A 19,743-nucleotide genomic window follows, 5' to 3' on the forward strand; every position below is an offset into this window, starting at 1 on the left:
GGTCAGTGGTCATGGAAAATACGGCTGAAAAGATTCACAAGGCAATCGCCCGGGCGCCGCTCCTCTCCGTCCACGCCCAGAGGCTGCTCCAGATCTGCGCCAGTACCGATCACGACATCGACGATGTGCTTGAGGTCGTGCGGTGCGATGCGACGCTTACCGCTCGGGTGCTGCGGGTGGTCAACTCGTCGGTCTATGGCCTGCTCTCTCCCATCAATACCATCGACCGCGCCGTGGCCTATCTCGGAGAGAGGATGGTGACCTGCATCGCCCTTGGCGAAAGTGCCGGCAAGCTGCTCAAAAAACCTTTGTCCGGCTACGAAGCCGAAGGAGGCGAACTGTGGAAGCACGACCTCTACACCGGGTTCGCAGCCAGGGAAATTGCCAGGCGCTGCCGTATCGAGACCGACGTCGATCTGGCCTTTACCGCCGGCCTGCTCCACGACATCGGCAAAGCGATCATCGCCGACTTTCTGGCCAACAGCGCCGAGGATTTTGTCGGTGGCATCGCCCGGGGAGAGCTGGCCGATTATGTCGATGCCGAACGGCAGGTTCTTGGCTTCGATCACTGCGAGGTTGGACTGGAACTGGCCCGCCAGTGGAAACTGCCGAACCAGATACACTGGGTTGTCGCCTGGCATCACCATCCGCAGCAGGCGCCAGAAGAGGCCCGGCCGCTGGTCTACGCCGTTCATCTCGGTGACATTCTGGCCATGATGGCCGGATACGGAACCGGCAGTGACAGTTTGCAGTACGCCATCGACCAGGATTACGTCAACTATATCGACCTGACGGAAGACGATCTGTCTCAGATCATGCTGACGGTGGAAGAGGAATTCGACAAGGCCATCAAGGCCATGGCCGGCGAGGTTGCCGGCAGCTGAAGACTGGATCAGGGGGCACGACCCTGACGGGATAAAAAACAGGATTTGGAGGACATGATGGGAAAATCGGTTCTTATTGTCGACGATTCGAGCACCATGCGCAAGATCGTGGCCCGTTCTCTGCGCCAGGCCGGATTCGATTTCGAAACCATTCTCGAGGCGGCCGATGGCCAGGAAGCTCTGTCGGTTCTTGATGAAAGCAGGGTCGACATCATTCTCAGCGACATCAACATGCCGAACATGAACGGTGTCGAATTTCTGCGGGAGAAGGCCGACAATCCTGCCATTGCCAATATTCCGGTGGTGATGATCACTACCGAGGCCGGTTCCGACATCCTGCGCGAAGCCCTGCAACTCGGAGCCAAGGGGAGCATCAAGAAGCCCTTTACGCCCGATCAGGTGCAGAAAACCCTGGGAGAGTACGTCTGAGTGTTCGAGTCGAGGAGACTGACTGTGGATTATCGCAAATTCATCATCGATGGAACCCGCGAGATCTTCGAAACCATGCTGATGGCGGAAGTATCTCCGGGACAGCAGAAAGATGTTCAGCCGGAAGAGTTCGAACGAGATCTGACCAGCATGGTGGGAATGGCCGGTGCCTGCCGGGGGATGCTGGCCATCCATTGTCCGAAGCCGATCGCCCTGGCCATCACCGGCGCTCTGCTCGGCATCGAACTCGACGATGTCTGCGAAGACGTCTTCGACGCTATGGGCGAGATGGCCAACATGATAGCCGGCAACGTCAAGGCCGTGCTCTGCAACAAGGGACTTGATGTCAGCTTGTCCATTCCTTCGGTTGTCTCCGGTCCCGATTTCCAGGTTGACAGCCTGGTGGAGGGCAGCCGGACGGTAGTCGCCTTCGATACCCAGGGCGGTGAATTTCTCGTCGAGCTGCGCTTGGAAGAGACTGCCGTAGCAGCATGATGACCTACGTTGCCGTACATGGAGGATGGAATGAATCAAGCCTGTGAAAACATCGTTGCCAAGGCTTCCGGATACGGCCCTTTACTGACCGAGGCGGTGCAGGAGATCTTCACCGACATGATTCCCATGGCGGTGAGCGAAGGCGAGATACTGCGGCAACGTCCGCAGGTATTTCGTCGCAATTTCTCCGGTCTGCTCGGGTTTTCGGGCGATATCCGGGGGATTGTCGGCATCCATTGCCCGGAAGAGGTCGGCCAGGCCGTCTACCAGGCAATGCTCGGTATGCCGGAGGCCGGCGAGGATGGCGAAGTTCGCGACATGGTCGGAGAACTGGTCAACATGCTGGCGGGCGGACTGAAGATCCGGATCCAGGAGGGGGGGAGGACCATGGCGCTCGCCGTACCCCAGCTCTTTTCCGGCGGCGAATACCAGATTTATCTGCCTGCCGGAGGAACCTGGATGGGGCAGGTGTATCGAACGGACAGGGGGCCTTTTATCGTCGAACTGAAAATTTTCGACTGACAGCGGACTGTTTATGGATCGAACCAAGATCGCGCAAAAGATTCTCTCAGCCTATCTGCCCAAGGGACAGGAGGAGATCGCCGCCCTGCTCGGACAGGATGTTGTCCTCGAGGATGAAGGCCTTGAATCGAAAGACAGGGAGGCCTTCTTTGACCAGCTGCAGGGCAAGCAGGTGATTGCGACGATCCAGGTCGAAGGGGAGAAGCCCGGCAATGCCTGGTGCGTGGCCGATTTTCGCGACGCCATCCGGCTCGGCGGAACCCTGATTATGCTTCCCGAAGAGGAGATCGCCGAGCGGATCTCCTCGGGTGAGATGGGCGAGGAAGAAAAGGACGCCTTCGGTGAAATCGTCAATCTGCTGATAGGCGTGCTCTCTTCTTTGTTCGAAACGGTCTATCCAGGCAAGCTCCGAATGGTCAAGACCGGGGTCGATCTGGTTGATCCTCTGCAGGTCGCGGCTCGGGAAGAGTGGCCCTTTCCCGAAGGAAGCCTGATCATCCAGGCGGCGAAAGGCAAGCTGGCTGGAGAGGATTTCGCCGGCATGTTCTATCTGGTACTGCCGGCCGAACTTGTCGGCGAAGAAGAGGCGACTGTCGGCGATGCCCTGGAAGCCAAAGCCGAGGAAAGAGTACCGGAGCCGAGCGACGAGACCGGGAACAAGCTGGGCGGGGGGCAGCCCGTTGCAGAAAGTATGGATGACTCGGCAATAGAGGCAAGGAAAGAAACCGGAAAAAAAACCGGCATTACCAGACAAAAACTGACCAAGATTCTCAAGGCGGTTCTCGAGCGTCTGCAGGTCGAGGTCGGCGGGTTTCTCGGGCATGACTTTTCTCTGAAGAATAGACGCATCAGGTTTGCCACCCCGGAGGAAATTTTCAGTGGCCTTCAGGGCAAGCAGGTTCTGGCCGACATTCAGGTCGAAGGGGATGCGAAAGGGCAGGGCTGGCTGATGATGACCCTGCCCGCCGCCATCCGGCTTGGCGGGACTCTGATCATGCTGCCCGACAGTGAGCTGCAGGTGCGCTTGGCCAGTGACGAGTATGGCGAAGAGGATTCGGATGCGTTTGGCGAAATCGTCAATATCGTGGCCGGTGTCTATACCACGGTCTTCAAGGATCTCTATGCCGGCGGCAACCTGCGCTTCGTCAAGATCGACCAGGCGGTGATCGATCCGCTGGTTATCGAGGTCGGCGAGGACTATCCGGTGGCCGACGAGGAATATGTCCTGATCGAGGCCGAGGCCTTTTTCGACGATGTCAGCCTGGGCGCGACCCGCACCTTCTTTCCGTTGCGGGTTTTCCATCTCAGGCCGGATGACGAAGTCAAGGAAACGCCAAAGAACCCGGTCAGCCGGACCACGGATGCTGACGGCGATGGGGATGAAGCTGGTGTCCCATCGGAGCGGCAGCCGGAAGGGCCTTCGGGCGATACGGCCGGTTCCGATAGCGGCGAAGAACGGCCGGTGGTCGTGTTGTGCTGTGGTGATGACCAGATGGCCGAAACCTTTCGCAAAGCGGGTGAAGATGTTGGTTTCAATGTGGTTGTCAGGCCCTTGCATGGAAATTCCGGGGACGAGAAACTGAAATCACCGGCGGTAAGGCTGATCATGCTGGTTTTCGACGATGTCGGCGAGAAGGGGCTGGCCGCAGCCATCCGCATCAACTCCATTGTTCGTGATCAGGTGCCGATGATTGCCGCTGGCCCCAACTGGACCCGCAGCATGGTACTGCGGGCCATCAAGTACGGGATCAGGGATATCCTGGTCACACCGGCCGACGAAGAGAGGATCAGCGAAAAGATTCGAGAGCATGCCGCCTGAGCGGAACGAGCGACAGAGGGAAAAGGAACGGGCCCGGAGCCAATGGCTCCGGGCCCGTTCCTTTTTTGCGCAGAAAGAGGGAGAAGGAAGAACTACGCGCATGATGCCCGCTGCACGCCCATGTTGATGTCGATTCGCTTTTTCTTGATCTTTTCGATAAGCGTGGTGCGTTTCAGGTTCAGCAGTCGAGCGGCTTCTTTCTTGTTGCCTCCGGTACGGGCAAGGGCCTGGCTGATGAGCTGACGCTCAAGGCCGTCGACCAGGTCGTTGAAATTGATCCCGTCGCCGTTCCAGATGGCCTCGTGCAGGGCGATGGTGCTGATGCTTCCGGCGTCCACGCCCTGGCGCTGGCGGATGTTGGCGGCAGAGGTCATGTGGGCGGTGTACTTGGCGGGAAGATCGTCCAGGTCGACGGTTTCGCCGCCGTGCAGCACCACCAGCCGCTGAACCAGATTCTCCAGTTCCCGCACATTGCCCGGCCAGGGGTAGCTGATCAGCGCCTGCACCGCCGCCTCGGTGAAGCCGGCCAGGGGATGTTTCTTGCCGCGGTTGAAGACCTTGGTGAAGCTCTCCAGCAGCAGGGGAATATCCTCGCGCCGGTCACGCAGGGGGGGGATCTGCAGGGGAATGACACTCAGGCGGTAGTAGAGGTCTTCACGGAACTTGCCTTCGGCCACCAGCTTTTCCAGATCGCGGTGGGTGGCGGCGACAATGCGGACGTCGACCGGAATCGGCTTGACGCCGCCGACCGGTTCGTATTCCTTCTCCTGCAGCACGCGCAGCAGCTTGGCCTGCAGGGCCGGTTTCATGTCGCCGATCTCGTCGAGAAAGAGGGTGCCGCCGGCCGCGTACTGGATGCGTCCCATCTTGTTCTGGGTTGCGCCGGTAAAGGCTCCTTTGACGTAGCCGAACAGTTCGCTTTCGAGCAGATCGTCCGGAATGGCGGCGCAGTTGACAGGAACGAAATTCTTGTTCCGTCTCGGACCGCGGGCGTGGATGGCGCGTGCCACCAGCTCTTTGCCGGTCCCGCTTTCGCCCTGGATCAGAACGGTACTCTCGCCGTCCTCGGCCACCTGGTCGATGATCCGAAAGAGTTTCTGCATCCGGAGTGAACTGCCGATGATGCCTTCGAAACCGTCTGATTTTCGGAACATGTTTCCTCCTCTGCAAGCCGGGAATGTCACCGCTTCTGATATCAGGTGATGTCGGGATGTTGTCACCTCTTTCATCAAGAACGGTGCCAAGACAAATGGGTGACGTCAATTTTTTGAAGAATGGTTCGATGAGGTGGGGTAAGTGTTTGTCGGACGGTGATTTGTGGCGGAGAAAAAATCTCCGTCAACAAATCCCGGGGTGTTGTGTCAGCGGGCAAACGCTGTCGACCGGCGACTGGTGGGTCGTGCCAGTGTGCCACAGGTGTGAACTGTGTCAAGGCACAGGTGTGTCATGACACACTGGCGGACAGGAGGGTGTTACAAGCCGTACTCCCGAAGTTTGCGGTAGATGGTTCGGCGGCTCATGCCGAGTATCTTGGCGGCCCGGGTCTTGTTGCCGCCAGCCTGGCGCAGGGCCTCGAGAATCGATTCCCGGTCGTCGCGAAACCTGTCGGAATGGGTGCTGCCGGGAGACTGAGGTGAACCGACCCGCGCCATAAGGTCGCTGGAGAGGTGATCAGTGGTGATCAGGGATTCCTGGCAGAGGACGAAAGCGTGCTCCATGGCATGTTCGAGTTCGCGCACATTGCCGGGCCAGGAATAGCTGCGGAAGACGGTCATTACGTCTTCGGAGACACCGCGGATCTGTTTGCCGAAGCGGGCGTTGAATTTCTTGGTGAAGAAATCGACCAGCAGATCGAGATCCTTGCCACGTTCGCGCAGGGGGGGCAGTCTGAGGTTGACGACATTGAGACGGTAATAGAGATCTTCCCGGAATTCACCGGCCTGCACTTTTTCGAGCAGATCCTTGTTGGTCGCGGCGACGATGCGGACATCGACCTTGATCGGGGTCGAGTCGCCCACCCGTTCGATGGTCTTTTCCTGCAATACCCGCAGCAGCCGGACCTGCATGGCGGGCGAGATGTCACCGATCTCGTCTAGAAAGAGGGTGCCGCCGTTGGCCTTCTGGAAACGGCCGATCTTGTCCTTGACGGCGCCGGTGAAGGCCCCCTTGACATGACCGAACAGTTCGCTTTCGAGCAGGCTTTCCGGCAGGGCGGCGCAGTTGAACTTGACCAGCGGTCCGTTGCGCCGGTCGCCCATGGTGTGCAGCGCCTCGGCGACCAGTTCCTTGCCAGTCCCCGATTCGCCGGTGATCAGTACCGTGGTATCGACCGAGGCCAGTGAGCGGATGAGGCGGTAGAGCTTCTGCATGGCCTCGCAGGAGCCGATCATATTATCCGGCTGGTTTCGTTCCTGGATGTCCTTTTCCAGGGCGACTATGCGTGTTTCGTCGCGCAGAACCAGAACGGCACCGCTGAAACGGCTGTCCTGGGTTGTCAGCGGGGCGGAGTTGAGGGTCAAAACCCGTTGCAGTCCCGGCAATTCGCTGCGGTAGAGTTCGGCCGGTTGCCTGCTTTCGAGGGTCTGGCGTATCAGGTCGGCACAGATCCTTCCGGCTTTGCCGATGCTGTCGAGGGACTCGCCGATGGTTTCGCCGGCAATGCCGAGAAGCTGCTTGGCGACATCGTTGATTTCGACCAGGCGAAGTTGGTTGTCGACGGTCAGGATACCGTCGCGCAGGCAGCGGAAGATCGCTTCGAGATGCGCCTGGTAGTTTTGCTTCTGGGTCAGCAGCTCCTTGTGCTGCAGTGCCAGCTTGGCCAGTCGGATCAGGGTTTCCTGCCGGACCGGTTTGGAAATGTAGTCGAAGGCGCCCAGCCGAACCGCATCGGCGGCAGTGTCGACCTCGGGGGCGCCGGTGACCATGATGACCGGTGCATCGAGTCTTTTTTTGCGAATGACCCGCAGCACGTTGATGCCCGAATGACGGCCGAGCAGAATATCGAGAAAAATCAGGTCGTATTCGTTGCGATCGAGCAGGGTCAGAGCCTCGTCGGCCGAAGCTGCCGTGTCGACCTGGTAGCCTTCGTCTTCGAGAAAACTGGCGAAAGTCAGCCGAATGCTTTCTTCGTCGTCAATGCAGAGGATGCGGTGACTCATGTCGTTTCGTTTTTGGCCACGGGCAATCGGATGATGACCCGGGTGAATTCTCCTTCCACGCTGTCGAATTTCATGCTGCCGCCATGATCCTGAATAATACCATGGCAGATGCTCAGGCCAAGTCCGGTTCCTTCTCCCTGCGGCTTGGTGGAGAAGAACGGATTGGTAATGCGGTTGACGAGGTGCGCGGGGATGCCGGTGCCCCGGTCGTGCACCACGATTTCGGCCAGCTCGCCACCGGGCAGAGGGGTTGCCGAGATGGTCAGACGCTTGTCGGGGTCGGTTTGCGGATATTTCTGATTCAGGGCATAGCGGGCATTGTTGATCAGATTGATAAAGACCTGCTCCAGTTTCTGGTGCATGCCGCGGATGCAGGGCATGTCCGGCGGGATGTCGATTTCGAGATGAATGCCGTCCTTGCGCAGTCTCGCTTCGCAGAGGGTCATCGCCTCGTCCAGGATATCCTGCAGCCGAACCGGGCGTTTTTCCTCGATTTTGTCACGGGAAAAGCTGAGCAGGTTGCCGACGATGGTGGCGATGCGGTCCCCTTCTTTGAGGATGCGTTCGGCGATCTCGTTCCGTTCGCCCTGCCGGCGGGCCTTGTTGATCAGGATTTGCGCGTAATTGATGATGCCGTTGATAGGGTTGTTGATTTCGTGGGCGACGCCGGCGGCCAGTTCGCCCAGGGCGGCGAGTTGGCCGGTGCGCATGGTCTCGGCTTGCAGCCGAATCTTTTCGGTCACGTCGTGGGCGATGATCATTACCTGGATGACTTGCCCCTGGTCGTTCATGACCGGAAAGGCGCGCAGACCCCACGAACGTTCATCTGGTGTGCCCACCAGTGACGTGGCCGGTTTGCCCGTTTCCAGGCAGGAGCGTACCATGGCCGCGTCACAGGGGAGATTGCATTCCCGGTGCAACTCCTCGCAGAGACGGCCGAGCAGGACATCGAGACTTTTGCCTGTTTCCTTGACGGCGCCTTTGTTGACCCAGCTTATTTCCAGGTCGGGGGTAATGAGAATCAGGGGATCGGGAATGCCGTCGAACAGAATCTGGAACTGGTCGAAGAGTTGACGGTAGCTCTTCTTCTGGCGCTGCAGCTCGCTTTCCCGGCGCTTCTTTTCCGTAATGTTGTGCAAAAGGCAATGGGTCCGGAGTCTGCCGGTTTCCGGGTCTCTTTCCAGGCGCCCTTCGACCATGATGTCGAGGGGACGGCCGTTTTTGTCGAGCATGGTGATCTCGCCCTTTTCAACCTGGTCCGACATCAGGAAAGCCTGAAACAGCTGTTGCAGTTTTTGCCGTGATTCTTCAGTCAGCAGGTCGGCCACAGGTTTGCCGATCAATTCATCACGACTGTAGCCGAGCATCCGCTCGAAGGCGGGATTGACATCGAGGAAACATCCCCTGCTGTCGAGGGACTGGTAGGCGATCGGAGTGTTGCGGTAAAAGGAGCCGAGATGTTCCCGGTTTTTGCGTAGTCCTTCTTCAGCCAGGGTCTCGCGGGTGACATCGAGGGTGAGTACAATCACTCTTTCCCAGCTGTCGTGGTAGCCGGTCGGGATGGAAGCCCGAAGATCGATGTAGATGGCTTCTCCCTGCAGGGTTCGGTGCTGGACCCGGGTGGAGAACTCGGTGCTGCCTTCGGCCAAGGCCGCCAGCTCTTCGGAGAAGATCCTGAAGCTGTGGTCGGTAAAAACACGTTCCTGGTTGGTCAGCAGCTCCTGCTTGTTTTTTGCTCCGTACAGTTCGAGGGCTTTGCCATTGACATCAAGGATACGCACCAGGCCGGCACATTCGCGCACTATGTCGGGGTGCTGAAGAAAGAACAGGCTCCAGTCCTGGATGTCGTTTTGGCGCAACTGGTCGATTCTTTTCCTGACAGCGGAAAAATCTTCAATCCAGGCTGGAACGGGCAGAGACTCAAACAGTTCACTCAGGCTCGATCCGGGCATGACACGGAAATCTCTCCTCCATAGCGGGGGCTTTTACGGAAGTACAAAAATTGTGCCGCTATTTTGTCCCGGCGAGCGATGCCCGGTAATCGAGGGCCTTGCGGGTGATGGTTTCCAGGGTGTCCTGGCGGACGGGCTTGGGGATGTAGGCGAAGGCGCCGTTGCGAATCGCGTCGCTGACGGTCTGTTCGTCGGGAGCTCCGGTCACCATGACGACCGGGGTGTTCGGAAGTTGTTGCCTGATATCCTTGAGCAGGGTCAGACCGGAATGCAGGCCGAGCAGCAGGTCGAGAAAGATCAGATCGAATTCCCGCTGGCTGATCCGCTCAAGGGCTTCCTCCGGCGAACAGGCGGTTTCGACCTGGTAGCCCTGGTCGCCAAGGAGGTATTTGAAGGTGAAACGGATGCTCTCTTCATCATCGACAACAAGGATCTGTTCATTCATTCCCTGGGGTCCCTTCAGGAAAAAACATTTGATATCCACAGGTTGCGTGCGGCGTTCATGCTTGGGGAAATTGGAGCCTTCCTGCCTGTCTCATAATATTTAACACATTTTTGGTGAAAATGCGTCAGCATGTATCGTCTTTCAGCCGAGCGGCCGGGTGGCAGGCGCTTCTTCCTTCGGTCGATACCGGTTGTTCGGGGGAGGGGGCTGTGTTAACTTGCCGTTATCTGCAACTGCTTCAATCATTCTGATACCCGATTCATGTCAAGCGAGAAGATCCGACTGGACAGATTGTTGGTCGAACGGGGGCTTGCCGGTTCACGGGAGAGAGCAAGGGCCTTGATCCTTGCCGGCCAGGTGCTGGTGAACGAGCAGCGCATCGACAAGGCCGGCAGCCAGGTTGCCGTCGACGTCGAACTGCGGCTCAAGAGGGAGGATATCCCCTATGTTTCCCGCGGCGGTCTCAAGCTCGAGGCTGCCCTGAAGCAGTTTCCCGTTCGCATCGGGGGGCGGGTCGCTATCGATGTCGGCGCTTCGACCGGCGGCTTCACCGATTGTCTGCTGCAGCATGGCGCAGCCCGGGTCTACGCCGTCGACGTCGGTTACGGCCAGCTCGCCTGGAGCCTGCGCAACGATACGCGGGTGATCAATCTCGAGCGGACCAACATCCGACATCTTACCGCCGATCGCCTTGATCCGCTGCCCGACCTCGCCGTCATCGACGCCTCCTTCATTTCGCTTGCCAAGGTGCTGCCGCCGACCTTGGCGTTGCTGCAGCCGGAGGCCGACATCATCGCCCTGGTCAAGCCGCAGTTCGAGGTTGGTCGGGGCAAAGTGGGCAAGGGAGGGGTGGTGCGCGATCCCGCGCTGAGGCGAAAGGCGCTGCAGGATGTCGCCGATGCCGCCCGGGAGCTGGGCCTGACCGTAGGCCAGAGCATCGAGTCGCCCGTGCCCGGTCCGAAGGGCAATCGTGAATTCCTGCTGCACCTGTTCAAAAGAGGTGGTGTTTGATGTTTCCCGTCTATTTCATCGGTGCCGGCCCTGGCGATCCCGGCATGCTGACTCTTGACGGAGCACGGGCCCTCGAGGATTCTGCGACCGTCTATGCGCCCGAGCCCTACGGCGAAACCTTCGCCAAACTGTTGCAGGGCAAGCAGATTCTCATCCCGTTCGACTACAGCTACGAGGAGCTGATCGCCCGGGTGCGCAGCGAGTCGGAACAGGCGCCGGTCAGTTTTCTTGTTCCCGGCGACCTGACCTTCTATTCCCCCTTTCAGCCTTTCATCGATGCTCTCGGTGAGCGGGTGAAGGTGTTGCCGGGGGTTGGCATCGCCAACGCTGCCGCCGCCCGGCTCGGCAAGACCCTCGATCTGCCCGGCGTTTGCAACCGGGCCATCATCGCCTCGCCTCGAACGCTGGGAGACGGTCCGGACGCCCCGACACTGGAAGAGCTCGCCGCCCCCGGCGTGACCCTGCTCATCTACATGAACAACATCCCGTTGCCCGAGCTGGTGGCCGTTCTCCGGCGCGGTTACGGCAAGAACGTGCCGATGGCACTTCTGCACCGCATCGGCCTGCCGGGCGAGGAGATCGTGCTGGCTGACCTCGATACGATGGCGGAACGGGTCGGTGACCGTGATTTCTTCAATCTCGGACAGAACAACCCGCGGCCGTCCCTGACCCTGGTCATTGTCGGGGAGACCCTGACCGCCGAACCGGGCGGTGACTGGTGGAACTGGCGCTGGGAGCATGTCTGGAAACACCGCGCATGAAACTGATCAGTCCGGTTGACAATCTGCAGGAAGTCGAGGCGCTGATTTCGGCGGGCGCCGACGAACTCTATGGCGGCGTGGTGCCAGCGGGATGGCTGCAGAAATACGGCCTGCTGGCGTCCGCCAACCAGCGAACATTCGCCGGTGCCCAGTTTCGGGACCTGCAGGAGTTTCTGGCCGCTGTAAGCACCTGCCGCCGTGCGCAACGCCCGTTTTATCTGACCCTGAACAGCCCCTTTTACGACGAAGAGCAGTATGCCGAGTTGATGGAGCTGGTCGAGAAGGCGGCCGCGGCCGGTCTTGCCGGCGTCATTCTCGCCGATTTCGGTCTGCTGCGGACCCTTGCCGACGCCTTTCCCGAGCTCGAGTATCACGCCAGCACCCTGGCGCATCTCGGCAATTCGGCTGCCGTGAGGCTCTACGCGCGCCACGGCATCGGCCGGGCGATTCTGCCCCGGCATCTTTCGGTGAAAGAAATGGCGGCGATCGTGCGGCAGGTTCCCGGGATGTGTTTCGACGCCTTTCTATTGGTGGGCAAATGTCCCAACACCGAAGGACTCTGCACCTTCCACCACAGCAGTCCGGACAAGATCTGGCCCTGTGAAATTCCGTACGAGATCAGCCCCCTGGATCCTACCGCGCGGCAATCCCTCGAGCCGGTGCTTGAGCGCCAGACGAGCTGGTCGCGCAGCAACCGCCGGCACGGCTGTGGTCTGTGCGCCATTCCCGCCCTCAAGGCAGCCGGCATCCATGGATTGAAGCTGGTCGGAAGGGGAGCGCCGACCCGGCTCAAGCTGGCCAACCTCGCCCTGGCGTGCGATTGCCTGCAACTGGCCGAGACCAGGGGCGACGGAGCCGCCTACCGCCGGGCGGCGGTCGCGGCGCACCAAAAACGCTTCGGCACGCCCTGTTCCACCAATGTCTGTTACTATCCCGAGTTCTGCCGGGACGAATAGAGTCGCATGATCAGGATTCTGCATACGGCCGACCTGCATCTTGGCGCCGCCTTTCCGACGCTGGGCGCCAGGGAGCAGCAACGTCGGGAGGATTTTCTCGCCACTTTTACCCGGATTGTCGATCTGGCCATCGCCGAAAAGGTCGAGCTGGTTCTGGTCGCCGGCGACCTGTTCGACCGGTGCGATCCGGACAGCGGACTTGTCGGTTTTGTCCAGGGGGCGTTCGCCCGTTTGGACGATGCGGGGATCGGCGTCGTCCTGCTGCCGGGGACGCATGACCACCAGCTTGCCGGCACCGGCGTTTATCGCCGGGAGAATTTTCCGACGGCGGTTCTGCTGACCGACGTTCAGGTCGCCACCCCGGTCAAGCTTCGCGTCGGCCGCGAGGATGTCTACCTCTACGGTTTCGCCGCCGGCGTGGCAGAGGAGCCGGCGGCCCTTCTCGCCGGCATGCGCCGCCGTTTCGACGACGGACTGCATGTCGGGCTGCTGCACGGCTCGCTCGAGGGAAGCCCCGAATGGGACTATCGAGGCAAGGATCTGCCCTTTGCCCTGACCGACCTGCAGGACTGGGATCTCGATTATCTCGCCCTCGGGCACTACCATCGCTTTCAGGAGCTGTCGCTGGGGGGGCGGCTGTACGGCTGCTATCCAGGTTCGCCGGAAGGGAAGAGGTTCGGCGAAAACGGGCCGCGTTATGTGCTGCTGGTCGAAATCGGCCCACGCACGGCTTCGGTGCGGCCGGTGGAAATCCAGACGCGAAAGCTGGTCGAAAAGACGATCGAGCTCGAAGCCGGCATCACCGGCGAGGCCGTCGCCCGGATGGTGGAAGCCGCGGCCGATTGCGACGACCTGGTGCGGCTGCGGCTGCACGGCACCCTCGAGCGGGCACTCGACATCGACTGGCTGACCGGGCGCTGTCGCTCCGCGTTCTTCCACCTCGACCTGGTCGACGAAACCCGTTGGCTGAGCGATGAGCGGCTCGATGAACTGGCCCGCGAAGAGAGTGTGAGGGGCGAGTGCGTCCGCCGATTCAGAAAGCTCTTGCGTCGGACCGACGATGACGAACAGCGTCGGGAGATCGAGCAGGCGCTGAGGGAAATCCTGGTCCGGTTCCGGATCGTGGAGGGGCGGTAATGATACTGCGCGCCCTCGAGCTGGAGGCGTTCGGCCCCTTTGTGCGTGCCACCTTCGAATTTCGCCGCGGCCTCAACCTGGTGATCGGGCCGAACGAGGCCGGCAAGTCGTCGATGATGGACGCGGTGCCGGCCGTGCTGTTCGGCGTCAGGGACAAGGGGCGCTTCGTTCCCTGGACTCGGCCGGGCATCTGCCGGGCATGTGTCAGGTTCGAGACTGCCGAGGGAACGGTCACGGTGCAGCGCGATCTGCTGACCGATGAAGTCTCCCTGACCTGGTCCGATCACCTGTATCAGCCGGCGCACCAGGTTGCCGGCAAGGCCTCGCCACGGGGACGGTCGGGAGAGCGGGAGGCCTATCTGAACGAAATCGAACGCCTGATCGGCTTTCGCGACCCCGATCTGTTCCGTTCGTCTCTCTTTTTCGGCCAGGGCGCCCTCTCTCTCGATTTCGGGCGTTCTCTGGCCGAGCGGATCAAGGATCTGCTTTCGGGCGGAGGAGATGTCAATTACGACCAGGTGCTCACCCGGTTGCGCGAGTCGCTGTTCGCGATCACGGCCGAAAATCCCTGGGGCAAGGACAAGACACGCGATCGGAGGCTCGAGAGCGCCCGCAAGGAGCTGGTGCGGATTCGGGAGGAGTTGCGCCGTTCCGAGTCCGCCCTGGCGGAACTGACTGCCCTGGAGGCGGAGCTGGATGCGCTCGAACGGAGAATCGAGCGTGAGCGGAGCGAACTGGCGAAGGGCGAACGCTATCTGCAGTGGATCAGCCGTTACTGGCACCTCGCCCGGGAGAAGGAACGGCTGACCGCCACCCTGGATGAATGGCAGCAGCGGCGGCAGACGCTGGGCGAGCTGCTCGAGCGCGAAAGGGAACTGCACGTCGAGCTGTCACGGCGTCTGTCCCTGTCGCCGGCGATGCCGTTTCCAGACGAGGTTCTGCGTCTGCTCGAGCAGGGGACGAAGCTGGCGCGATTTCTGCCCGGGTCGTTACCGGACCGGGACCAGGAAAGAGATCGGCGGGGACGGCTGTGGCGCCGGGTCGGCCTCGGCCTCGGGACGCTGCTGGCTGTCGGCGGCTCCCTGCTGGCCCGTCATCTTCGGCCCGAGTGGGGATTCTATCCCCATTTTGCCGCTGCCCTTCTCTGGCTTTTCACCGTTTTCGCCCTGAGGCTGTCCGGGCGGAAAAAGACCCGGCGACAGAGCGTCGCTTCGGACAACCTGCGATCTTCTGCAGAGCTGCACCGTATCTGCCGGCAACTCTCCGATCGGCTGGGGATCGATGCCGACAGGCTGTGTGTCCTGCTGGCCGATGGCGGCGATGCCTGGGCCGAGCTGTTCGAGCAGCTGCGGCAGGTGCATGCCGCCTTGGCCGTACTGCCTGATCGGCGGCAGGTGGATGTGCGCATCCGGGAGCTGGCGCGGGAACTGGCGCTGGTCGAGGAACGGCAGAGCCGGGGGAGGCAGCTGCGCCAGGGAGTCGATCTTCAGGCCGACGATCTCGAACAGGCCGAGCGTGCGCTCGAAGGCAAACGCCGGGAACTGGAGGAACTGGGCGAGCGCCGAACCAGGCTTCTCGAGCGCCGGATCGGGCTGGCCGCCCCGGTCGCCGATCGTGCCCGGCTGATAGAGAGGGAGCAGGAACTGTCACGCGAGGTCGCCGCACTCGAAAGGAAGAAACGCATTCTGACCCTCGCCTGCGGTGAACTGCAGCAGGCGGTGAACGATTTTCGCGCCAATTACCTGCAGCGTTTTGCCGAAAGGGTCGGCGGCTACCTGCACTTGCTCACCGACGGCCGTCACGGAAAAATCCGGCTGCGCGACGATCTGAAGATCGATATCATGACCGCCTCGGGGAGCTGGAAAGGGAGCGAACAGTTCAGCCAGGGAACCCGCGATACCCTCTCTCTCGCCGTCAGGCTCGGTCTGGTCGAACAGTTTTCCCGGGGGCGGCACCTGCCGCTGCTGCTCGACGATGCCCTGGTCAACCTCGACCAGCATAGGCAGAAGCTGGCGCTGCATCTGCTGGCTCGGCTGGCCGGCAGGCATCAGGTGATTCTGTTCAGCCATGACGAACGACTCGGCCGCAAGGCCGCACGTGAAGGCTGGCATGTGATAACCTTGGACAGACGTGCATCCGCAAAACCACAGCGACAGGAGGAGGCCCATGCCGGACAGTTGCATCTTCTGTAAGATCATCGGCGGTGAGATACCGGGAACGTTCGTGTATCAGGACGACCGGCTGGTGGTACTCGAGGATATCAATCCTCAGGCGCCGCACCACTATCTCATCGTTCCGCGCAAGCACATCCGCACCACGCTCGATCTCACCAGTGCCGATAACGAGCTTATCGGCCACATCTACCAGATCGCCGGCAAGATCGCTCACGACCGCGGCTTCGCCGAGGACGGTTTCCGGATCGTCAACAACTGCAATGCCGCCGGCGGCCAGGTTGTCTGGCATATCCATTTCCACCTGCTCGGCGGTCGTGACATGGGCTGGCCGCCCGGCTAGCAGGGGGTAGAAAAACGTTTTTCTCCTCCCCCCCCTAACGCCCCCATTCCGGGACGGCGGGAAGGGTCTCGATCCCTCGCAGGTTTTCCGTCGGAAGACGGTCCGCACGCGCCGTCTTGTCCGGTGCATCTTTGCTCTTCTCCGGGCGCGGATTTTTTTTTATTATCGACTGAACCGGGTTGGGCAATCCGGAATTCTCATCGTTGCGGGAGAGAACCTTGGCGGAGCTCATGGAATACGACCAGCGCCGGGAATTGCGCCTGATCAATGAAATGATGGAGCTGCTGGTCACCCATCACGGTGGCGAGCTGAGCGAAGAGGAACTGGACAGGTCGATCGACGATCTGCAGCAGGCGATCCAGATTTCCCGCAAGTCACACGACGGGCAGTTTCGCAAGTCGGGAGAGCCCTATTTCTTTCATCCGCTGCGGGTGGCGCATCTGGCCGCCCGCCACTGGATGGACTTTCCTTCCGTCATCGCCGCGGTTCTGCATGACGTGGTCGAGGATACCGACCTGTCCCTCGAGCACATCAGGGAGAATTTCGGCGGCGAGGTCGCTCTGCTGGTCAACGGCCTGACCAAGGTCGAGGACGACCGGCTGAGCAAGGAGGCGCTGCAGGCCGAAACCTACCGCAAACAGCTGCTGGCGGCGATCGAGGATGTGCGGGTTCTCTGCCTCAAGTTCTGGGATCGCATCGACAACATGCGGACCATCGGCGCCCTGGCGCCGGCCAAGCAGCAGCGCATCGCCGAAGAGACGCGCAAGGTCTACGTGCCCCTCGCCCGGCATCTGGGCATGGGCTATGTCGCCACCGAACTCGAGGCGTTGGCACTGACCACCATCTATCCCAACCGCGCGGCCCGCTACCGACGGATCATCGAGCAGCTGAAGCAGGAAACCGCAAGCAGCCTTCGCAAGATACGCGCCGTTCTGTCCAATTCCTTCGAACATCACAAGCTTTCGACCCTGCAGCGTGACCGCTGGCGGCCGTTTTCGATTTCCGCAGCCCGGGACACGGGCAGGGGGCTTGCCACCCTTTACACTCTGGAGATTCAGGTCGATCGCACCATGGATGCCTACCTGGCCCTGGGCATTCTGCACAGCCTCTTTCCGCCCATTCCCGGCAAGCTGCGCGATCATCTCTACACCACGTCCAAGCACGGCTACCAGGCCCTGAAAACAACGGTGCAGGCTGGCAAATACCGGCTGCGGGTCGAGATCACGACGCGCAAGTTCGCCCGTTTCAACGAGTCCGGTGTTCTGGCGCCGGGTTTCGATTTTCAGCTGAGCAATTTCAAGAGCTTGATGAAGTCGCTGATGGAGGGGGAATCGGCGATCGACACCGAAAGCCTGCGGCTGGCCTCGTCCAAGATCCGCGTCTACACACCGCGCGGCGAGTCGCGGATTCTGCCCGAGGGGAGCAGCGTGCTCGATTTCGCCTTCGACATTCATGAGGAGCTGGGCCTGCATGCCCGGCGCGCCCGCATCAACGGCAAGACCCGGCTGCTCAAGGCCCGGCTGATGGACGGCGACCAGGTCGCCATCGAGCGGGCAGAAAAACCGCAGGTGCTGCCGAAATGGCTCGAATGGGCCATCACCCCGCGCGCCCGCAACGCCATCCGCAAGTACCTGCGCAGCCAGGTGAAGAAGAATGTCGAATGAAAACGGCGATTCTCTTCCTGCTGTTTCTCTGCGTCAGTGTCGGACAGGTGGTTGCGGCCGGCCGGGCCAATCTCTTCATCTATCACCGTTTCGGTGAGCGGCGGTATCCTTCCACCAACGTTTCCCTCGAAGATTTCCGGGCGCACCTGGCGATCCTGAAGAAGAGCGGGGTTGCGGTTGTCAGCCTCGGCGAACTGGTCGACCGTCTGGAAGGCAAGGCCGCCTTCGACCGTCCGCTGGCGGTGCTGACGGTGGATGACGGCTTTCGCAGTTTTCTGCGTGTGCTGCCGCTGCTGGAGGAGTACGGCTTTCCGGTCACCCTGTTCATCAATACCGACGCCGTCGGCGGTGCTTCCTACCTGGGCTGGGACGAGATCCGTGAGCTGATGACACGGGGGGTCGAAATCGGCAGCCATTCGGCCGCTCATCTGCACATGGTCGACCGCAAGGCTGGGGAGACCGAGCAGCAGCGGCTGCAGCGGCTGCGCGACGACCTGGAACAGGCCCGCACCGCCTTTCGCCGTCACCTTGGCATCGATCCCGACCTGTTCGCCTATCCCTACGGCGAATATGACCCGGCCGTAGAGCAGTTGCTCAAGCGCATGGGATTTCGCGCCGCGGTCGCCCAGCAGTCCGGGGTGGTGACCACGGCCAGCGACCGTTATGCCCTGCCGCGATTCCCCATGGGCGGACCGTACGCCGACCCGAAGCAATTTGCCGGCAAGCTCGCCATGCGGCGTCTGCCGGTGTTCGCCGTCCGGCCCCTGTCGCCGGTGCTGGCGGCGGAAAATCCGCCGGTGCTGACTCTGGGGATTGCCCCCGGCCAGGTCGACCTGGACCGGCTGACCTGCTATGTTTCCGGACAGCCGGGTGCGCGGATCGAATGGATCGACAAAAACCGGGGTCTGCTGCGGGTTCGTGCGGCGGGACCGATTTCGGGGCGGCGGGGCAAGTACACGCTGACGGCGCCGGGCCTCGGAGGCGGCTGGCATTGGTACAGCCACCTCTGGATCCGGCCGGACGTCCCGGAACGCGGTTACTGAGCGACGGCCACCAGGGTGTCCTGGCGTCCGTAGAGTTTGCGGCGCAGGGAGGGCCTCAGCTCCGATCGGGCCAGGCGTTCGAGCCGGTTGTGCCGGATCAGGGCGCGGATATCGTCGACATAGGCCTGGCGGCGGGTCGAGTAGAGGTGCAGGCCGCCGGCGAGCTGCGTGCCGGACAGGGGAAGGCCTTCCCGGCGCAGGCGTTCCCGTTCGCGGCGCAGCGATTCGTAGGCCCAGTGGGTGTTGATGTTGCGGGCGTAGGAGCGGAGCGATTCGTAGAGGGAGGAGAAGACCCGCACCTCGTAGGTTTCTCCAGCAGGGCGACCTTCCGGAACGATGCCGGTGCCGGGGACGAAGGTCCACTCGCCGAACAGGTTATTGGCGGCGAGGCAGAAGCGGGAGGTGCCGTAGGCCGATTCGTTGGCCGCCTGCGCCAGCAGCAGCTCGACCGGAATCATGTCGACGCGTCGTAGCAGCTTTTCCCGCACGGCCGCCGAACGGAGCACGTCGCCCCTGACATGGTAGGCCTGCTGCAGGCTGTCGAGAAACGCCCTGTCCACGATGGACAGGGGACGTTTGGCGCTGACGCGGCCCAGGATGCGCTGCAGCCGTTTCCGCTCGAGCCGGATCTCCTCGTTGAGCATCAGCGCCATCGGCAGCAGGCCAAGATAGAACAGGCGCTTCTTTTCGCCGACGGTGGGAATCCGCCCCATGTCCGGCGGAAAACGCTGCAGCAGCAGCGGCGGAACCCCTCGGTCGAGGGTGTCGAGGTCATAATCGAGACGGTTGAAGATGTCCGCCAGCTCGGTGTAACTTTTCGGGGCGATCACCCGCGGCGGAATGAGGAGCTCGACCTGGCCGTCGCCGGTTGGCTCGCGGCAGCCGCCGCTGAGCAGGGCCGGCAGTACCAGCAGAAATATGAGAGTCAGACTGAAGGTCTTTTTCATCGTTTT

Annotated in this window: 18 protein-coding genes; 13 read left to right on the forward strand and 5 right to left on the reverse strand. The window is 61.3% G+C overall.

The window, feature by feature from the left end; genetic code table 11:
• The first annotated feature begins 11 nt into the window (after positions 1-11).
• The 5 genes from EDC39_RS01945 to EDC39_RS01965 are packed head-to-tail and all read left to right on the forward strand — an operon-like array spanning position 12 to position 4,149.
• Complete coding sequence (locus EDC39_RS01945) at positions 12-884, forward strand: HDOD domain-containing protein (RefSeq protein ID WP_187426594.1); 873 nt, start codon at positions 12-14, stop codon at positions 882-884.
• 57 nt (positions 885-941) lie between these two features.
• Positions 942-1,313, forward strand: a complete 372-nt coding sequence (locus EDC39_RS01950; protein ID WP_148894410.1) for a response regulator — start codon at positions 942-944, stop codon at positions 1,311-1,313.
• Positions 1,314-1,337: 24 nt separating this feature from the next.
• Entirely contained in the window at positions 1,338-1,808 is a 471-nt protein-coding gene (locus tag EDC39_RS01955) for a chemotaxis protein CheX (RefSeq protein WP_148894412.1), read from the forward strand.
• A gap of 30 nt (positions 1,809-1,838) precedes the next feature.
• On the forward strand, positions 1,839-2,330 hold the full coding sequence (locus EDC39_RS01960; RefSeq protein ID WP_187426595.1) for a chemotaxis protein CheX: 492 nt from the start codon (positions 1,839-1,841) through the stop codon (positions 2,328-2,330).
• Between the two features lie 13 nt (positions 2,331-2,343).
• Entirely contained in the window at positions 2,344-4,149 is a 1,806-nt protein-coding gene (locus EDC39_RS01965; protein ID WP_148894416.1) for a chemotaxis protein CheX, read from the forward strand.
• 92 nt (positions 4,150-4,241) lie between these two features.
• Here the strand turns inward: EDC39_RS01965 and EDC39_RS01970 are convergent, their stop codons facing one another.
• The 4 genes from EDC39_RS01970 to EDC39_RS01985 all read right to left on the reverse strand — a co-directional run bounded on the left by EDC39_RS01970 (position 4,242) and on the right by EDC39_RS01985 (position 9,704).
• Positions 4,242-5,303 carry a sigma-54 interaction domain-containing protein gene (locus tag EDC39_RS01970; protein ID WP_281289710.1) on the reverse strand — a complete coding sequence of 354 codons (1,062 nt, stop codon included), beginning with the start codon at positions 5,301-5,303 and terminating at the stop codon, positions 4,242-4,244.
• Positions 5,304-5,621: 318 nt separating this feature from the next.
• Positions 5,622-7,307 (reverse strand): sigma-54 dependent transcriptional regulator, encoded by a 1,686-nt coding sequence (locus EDC39_RS01975; protein WP_148894418.1) that lies wholly within the window; start codon positions 7,305-7,307, stop codon positions 5,622-5,624.
• Positions 7,304-9,259 (reverse strand): PAS domain-containing protein, encoded by a 1,956-nt coding sequence (locus EDC39_RS01980; RefSeq protein ID WP_148894420.1) that lies wholly within the window; start codon positions 9,257-9,259, stop codon positions 7,304-7,306. The genes EDC39_RS01975 and EDC39_RS01980 overlap by 4 nt, the downstream gene beginning before the upstream one ends.
• Before the next feature lie 58 nt (positions 9,260-9,317).
• Entirely contained in the window at positions 9,318-9,704 is a 387-nt protein-coding gene (locus EDC39_RS01985; RefSeq protein ID WP_148894422.1) for a response regulator, read from the reverse strand.
• A 261-nt stretch (positions 9,705-9,965) separates the two neighbouring features.
• On the opposite strand from EDC39_RS01985, the gene EDC39_RS01990 reads away from it, so the two are divergent.
• From EDC39_RS01990 to EDC39_RS02025, 8 genes are all read left to right on the forward strand, one after another.
• Positions 9,966-10,715: a TlyA family RNA methyltransferase gene (locus EDC39_RS01990; protein ID WP_148894424.1), complete on the forward strand. Its 750-nt coding sequence runs from the start codon at positions 9,966-9,968 to the stop codon at positions 10,713-10,715.
• Positions 10,715-11,476, forward strand: a complete 762-nt coding sequence (locus EDC39_RS01995; protein ID WP_148894425.1) for an SAM-dependent methyltransferase — start codon at positions 10,715-10,717, stop codon at positions 11,474-11,476. The genes EDC39_RS01990 and EDC39_RS01995 overlap by 1 nt, the downstream gene beginning before the upstream one ends.
• Positions 11,473-12,432, forward strand: coding sequence for a peptidase U32 family protein (locus EDC39_RS02000; protein ID WP_148894427.1), 960 nt, complete (start codon positions 11,473-11,475; stop codon positions 12,430-12,432). Before EDC39_RS01995 ends, EDC39_RS02000 begins: the two co-directional genes overlap by 4 nt.
• 6 nt (positions 12,433-12,438) lie before the next feature.
• Complete coding sequence (locus EDC39_RS02005) at positions 12,439-13,569, forward strand: metallophosphoesterase family protein (RefSeq protein WP_148894428.1); 1,131 nt, start codon at positions 12,439-12,441, stop codon at positions 13,567-13,569.
• A complete protein-coding gene (locus EDC39_RS02010; protein ID WP_148894429.1) occupies positions 13,569-15,761 on the forward strand; it encodes an ATP-binding protein in 2,193 nt (730 codons plus the stop codon). Before EDC39_RS02005 ends, EDC39_RS02010 begins: the two co-directional genes overlap by 1 nt.
• Complete coding sequence (locus tag EDC39_RS02015) at positions 15,736-16,083, forward strand: histidine triad nucleotide-binding protein (protein WP_148894431.1); 348 nt, start codon at positions 15,736-15,738, stop codon at positions 16,081-16,083. Before EDC39_RS02010 ends, EDC39_RS02015 begins: the two co-directional genes overlap by 26 nt.
• Before the next feature lie 218 nt (positions 16,084-16,301).
• Positions 16,302-17,747, forward strand: a complete 1,446-nt coding sequence (locus tag EDC39_RS02020; protein ID WP_246140153.1) for an HD domain-containing protein — start codon at positions 16,302-16,304, stop codon at positions 17,745-17,747.
• The gene (locus tag EDC39_RS02025) at positions 17,744-18,790 is read left to right on the forward strand and encodes a polysaccharide deacetylase family protein (protein ID WP_187426596.1); all 1,047 of its coding nucleotides are present in this window, start codon (positions 17,744-17,746) and stop codon (positions 18,788-18,790) included. Before EDC39_RS02020 ends, EDC39_RS02025 begins: the two co-directional genes overlap by 4 nt.
• Here the strand turns inward: EDC39_RS02025 and EDC39_RS02030 are convergent.
• Positions 18,784-19,737: a glucosaminidase domain-containing protein gene (locus EDC39_RS02030; protein ID WP_187426597.1), complete on the reverse strand. Its 954-nt coding sequence runs from the start codon at positions 19,735-19,737 to the stop codon at positions 18,784-18,786. The two genes, EDC39_RS02025 and EDC39_RS02030, sit on opposite strands and share 7 nt — an antisense overlap.
• Positions 19,738-19,743 lie beyond the last annotated feature (6 nt).

The organism is Geothermobacter ehrlichii (genome assembly GCF_008124615.1).
Lineage (GTDB): Bacteria > Desulfobacterota > Desulfuromonadia > Desulfuromonadales > Geothermobacteraceae > Geothermobacter > Geothermobacter ehrlichii.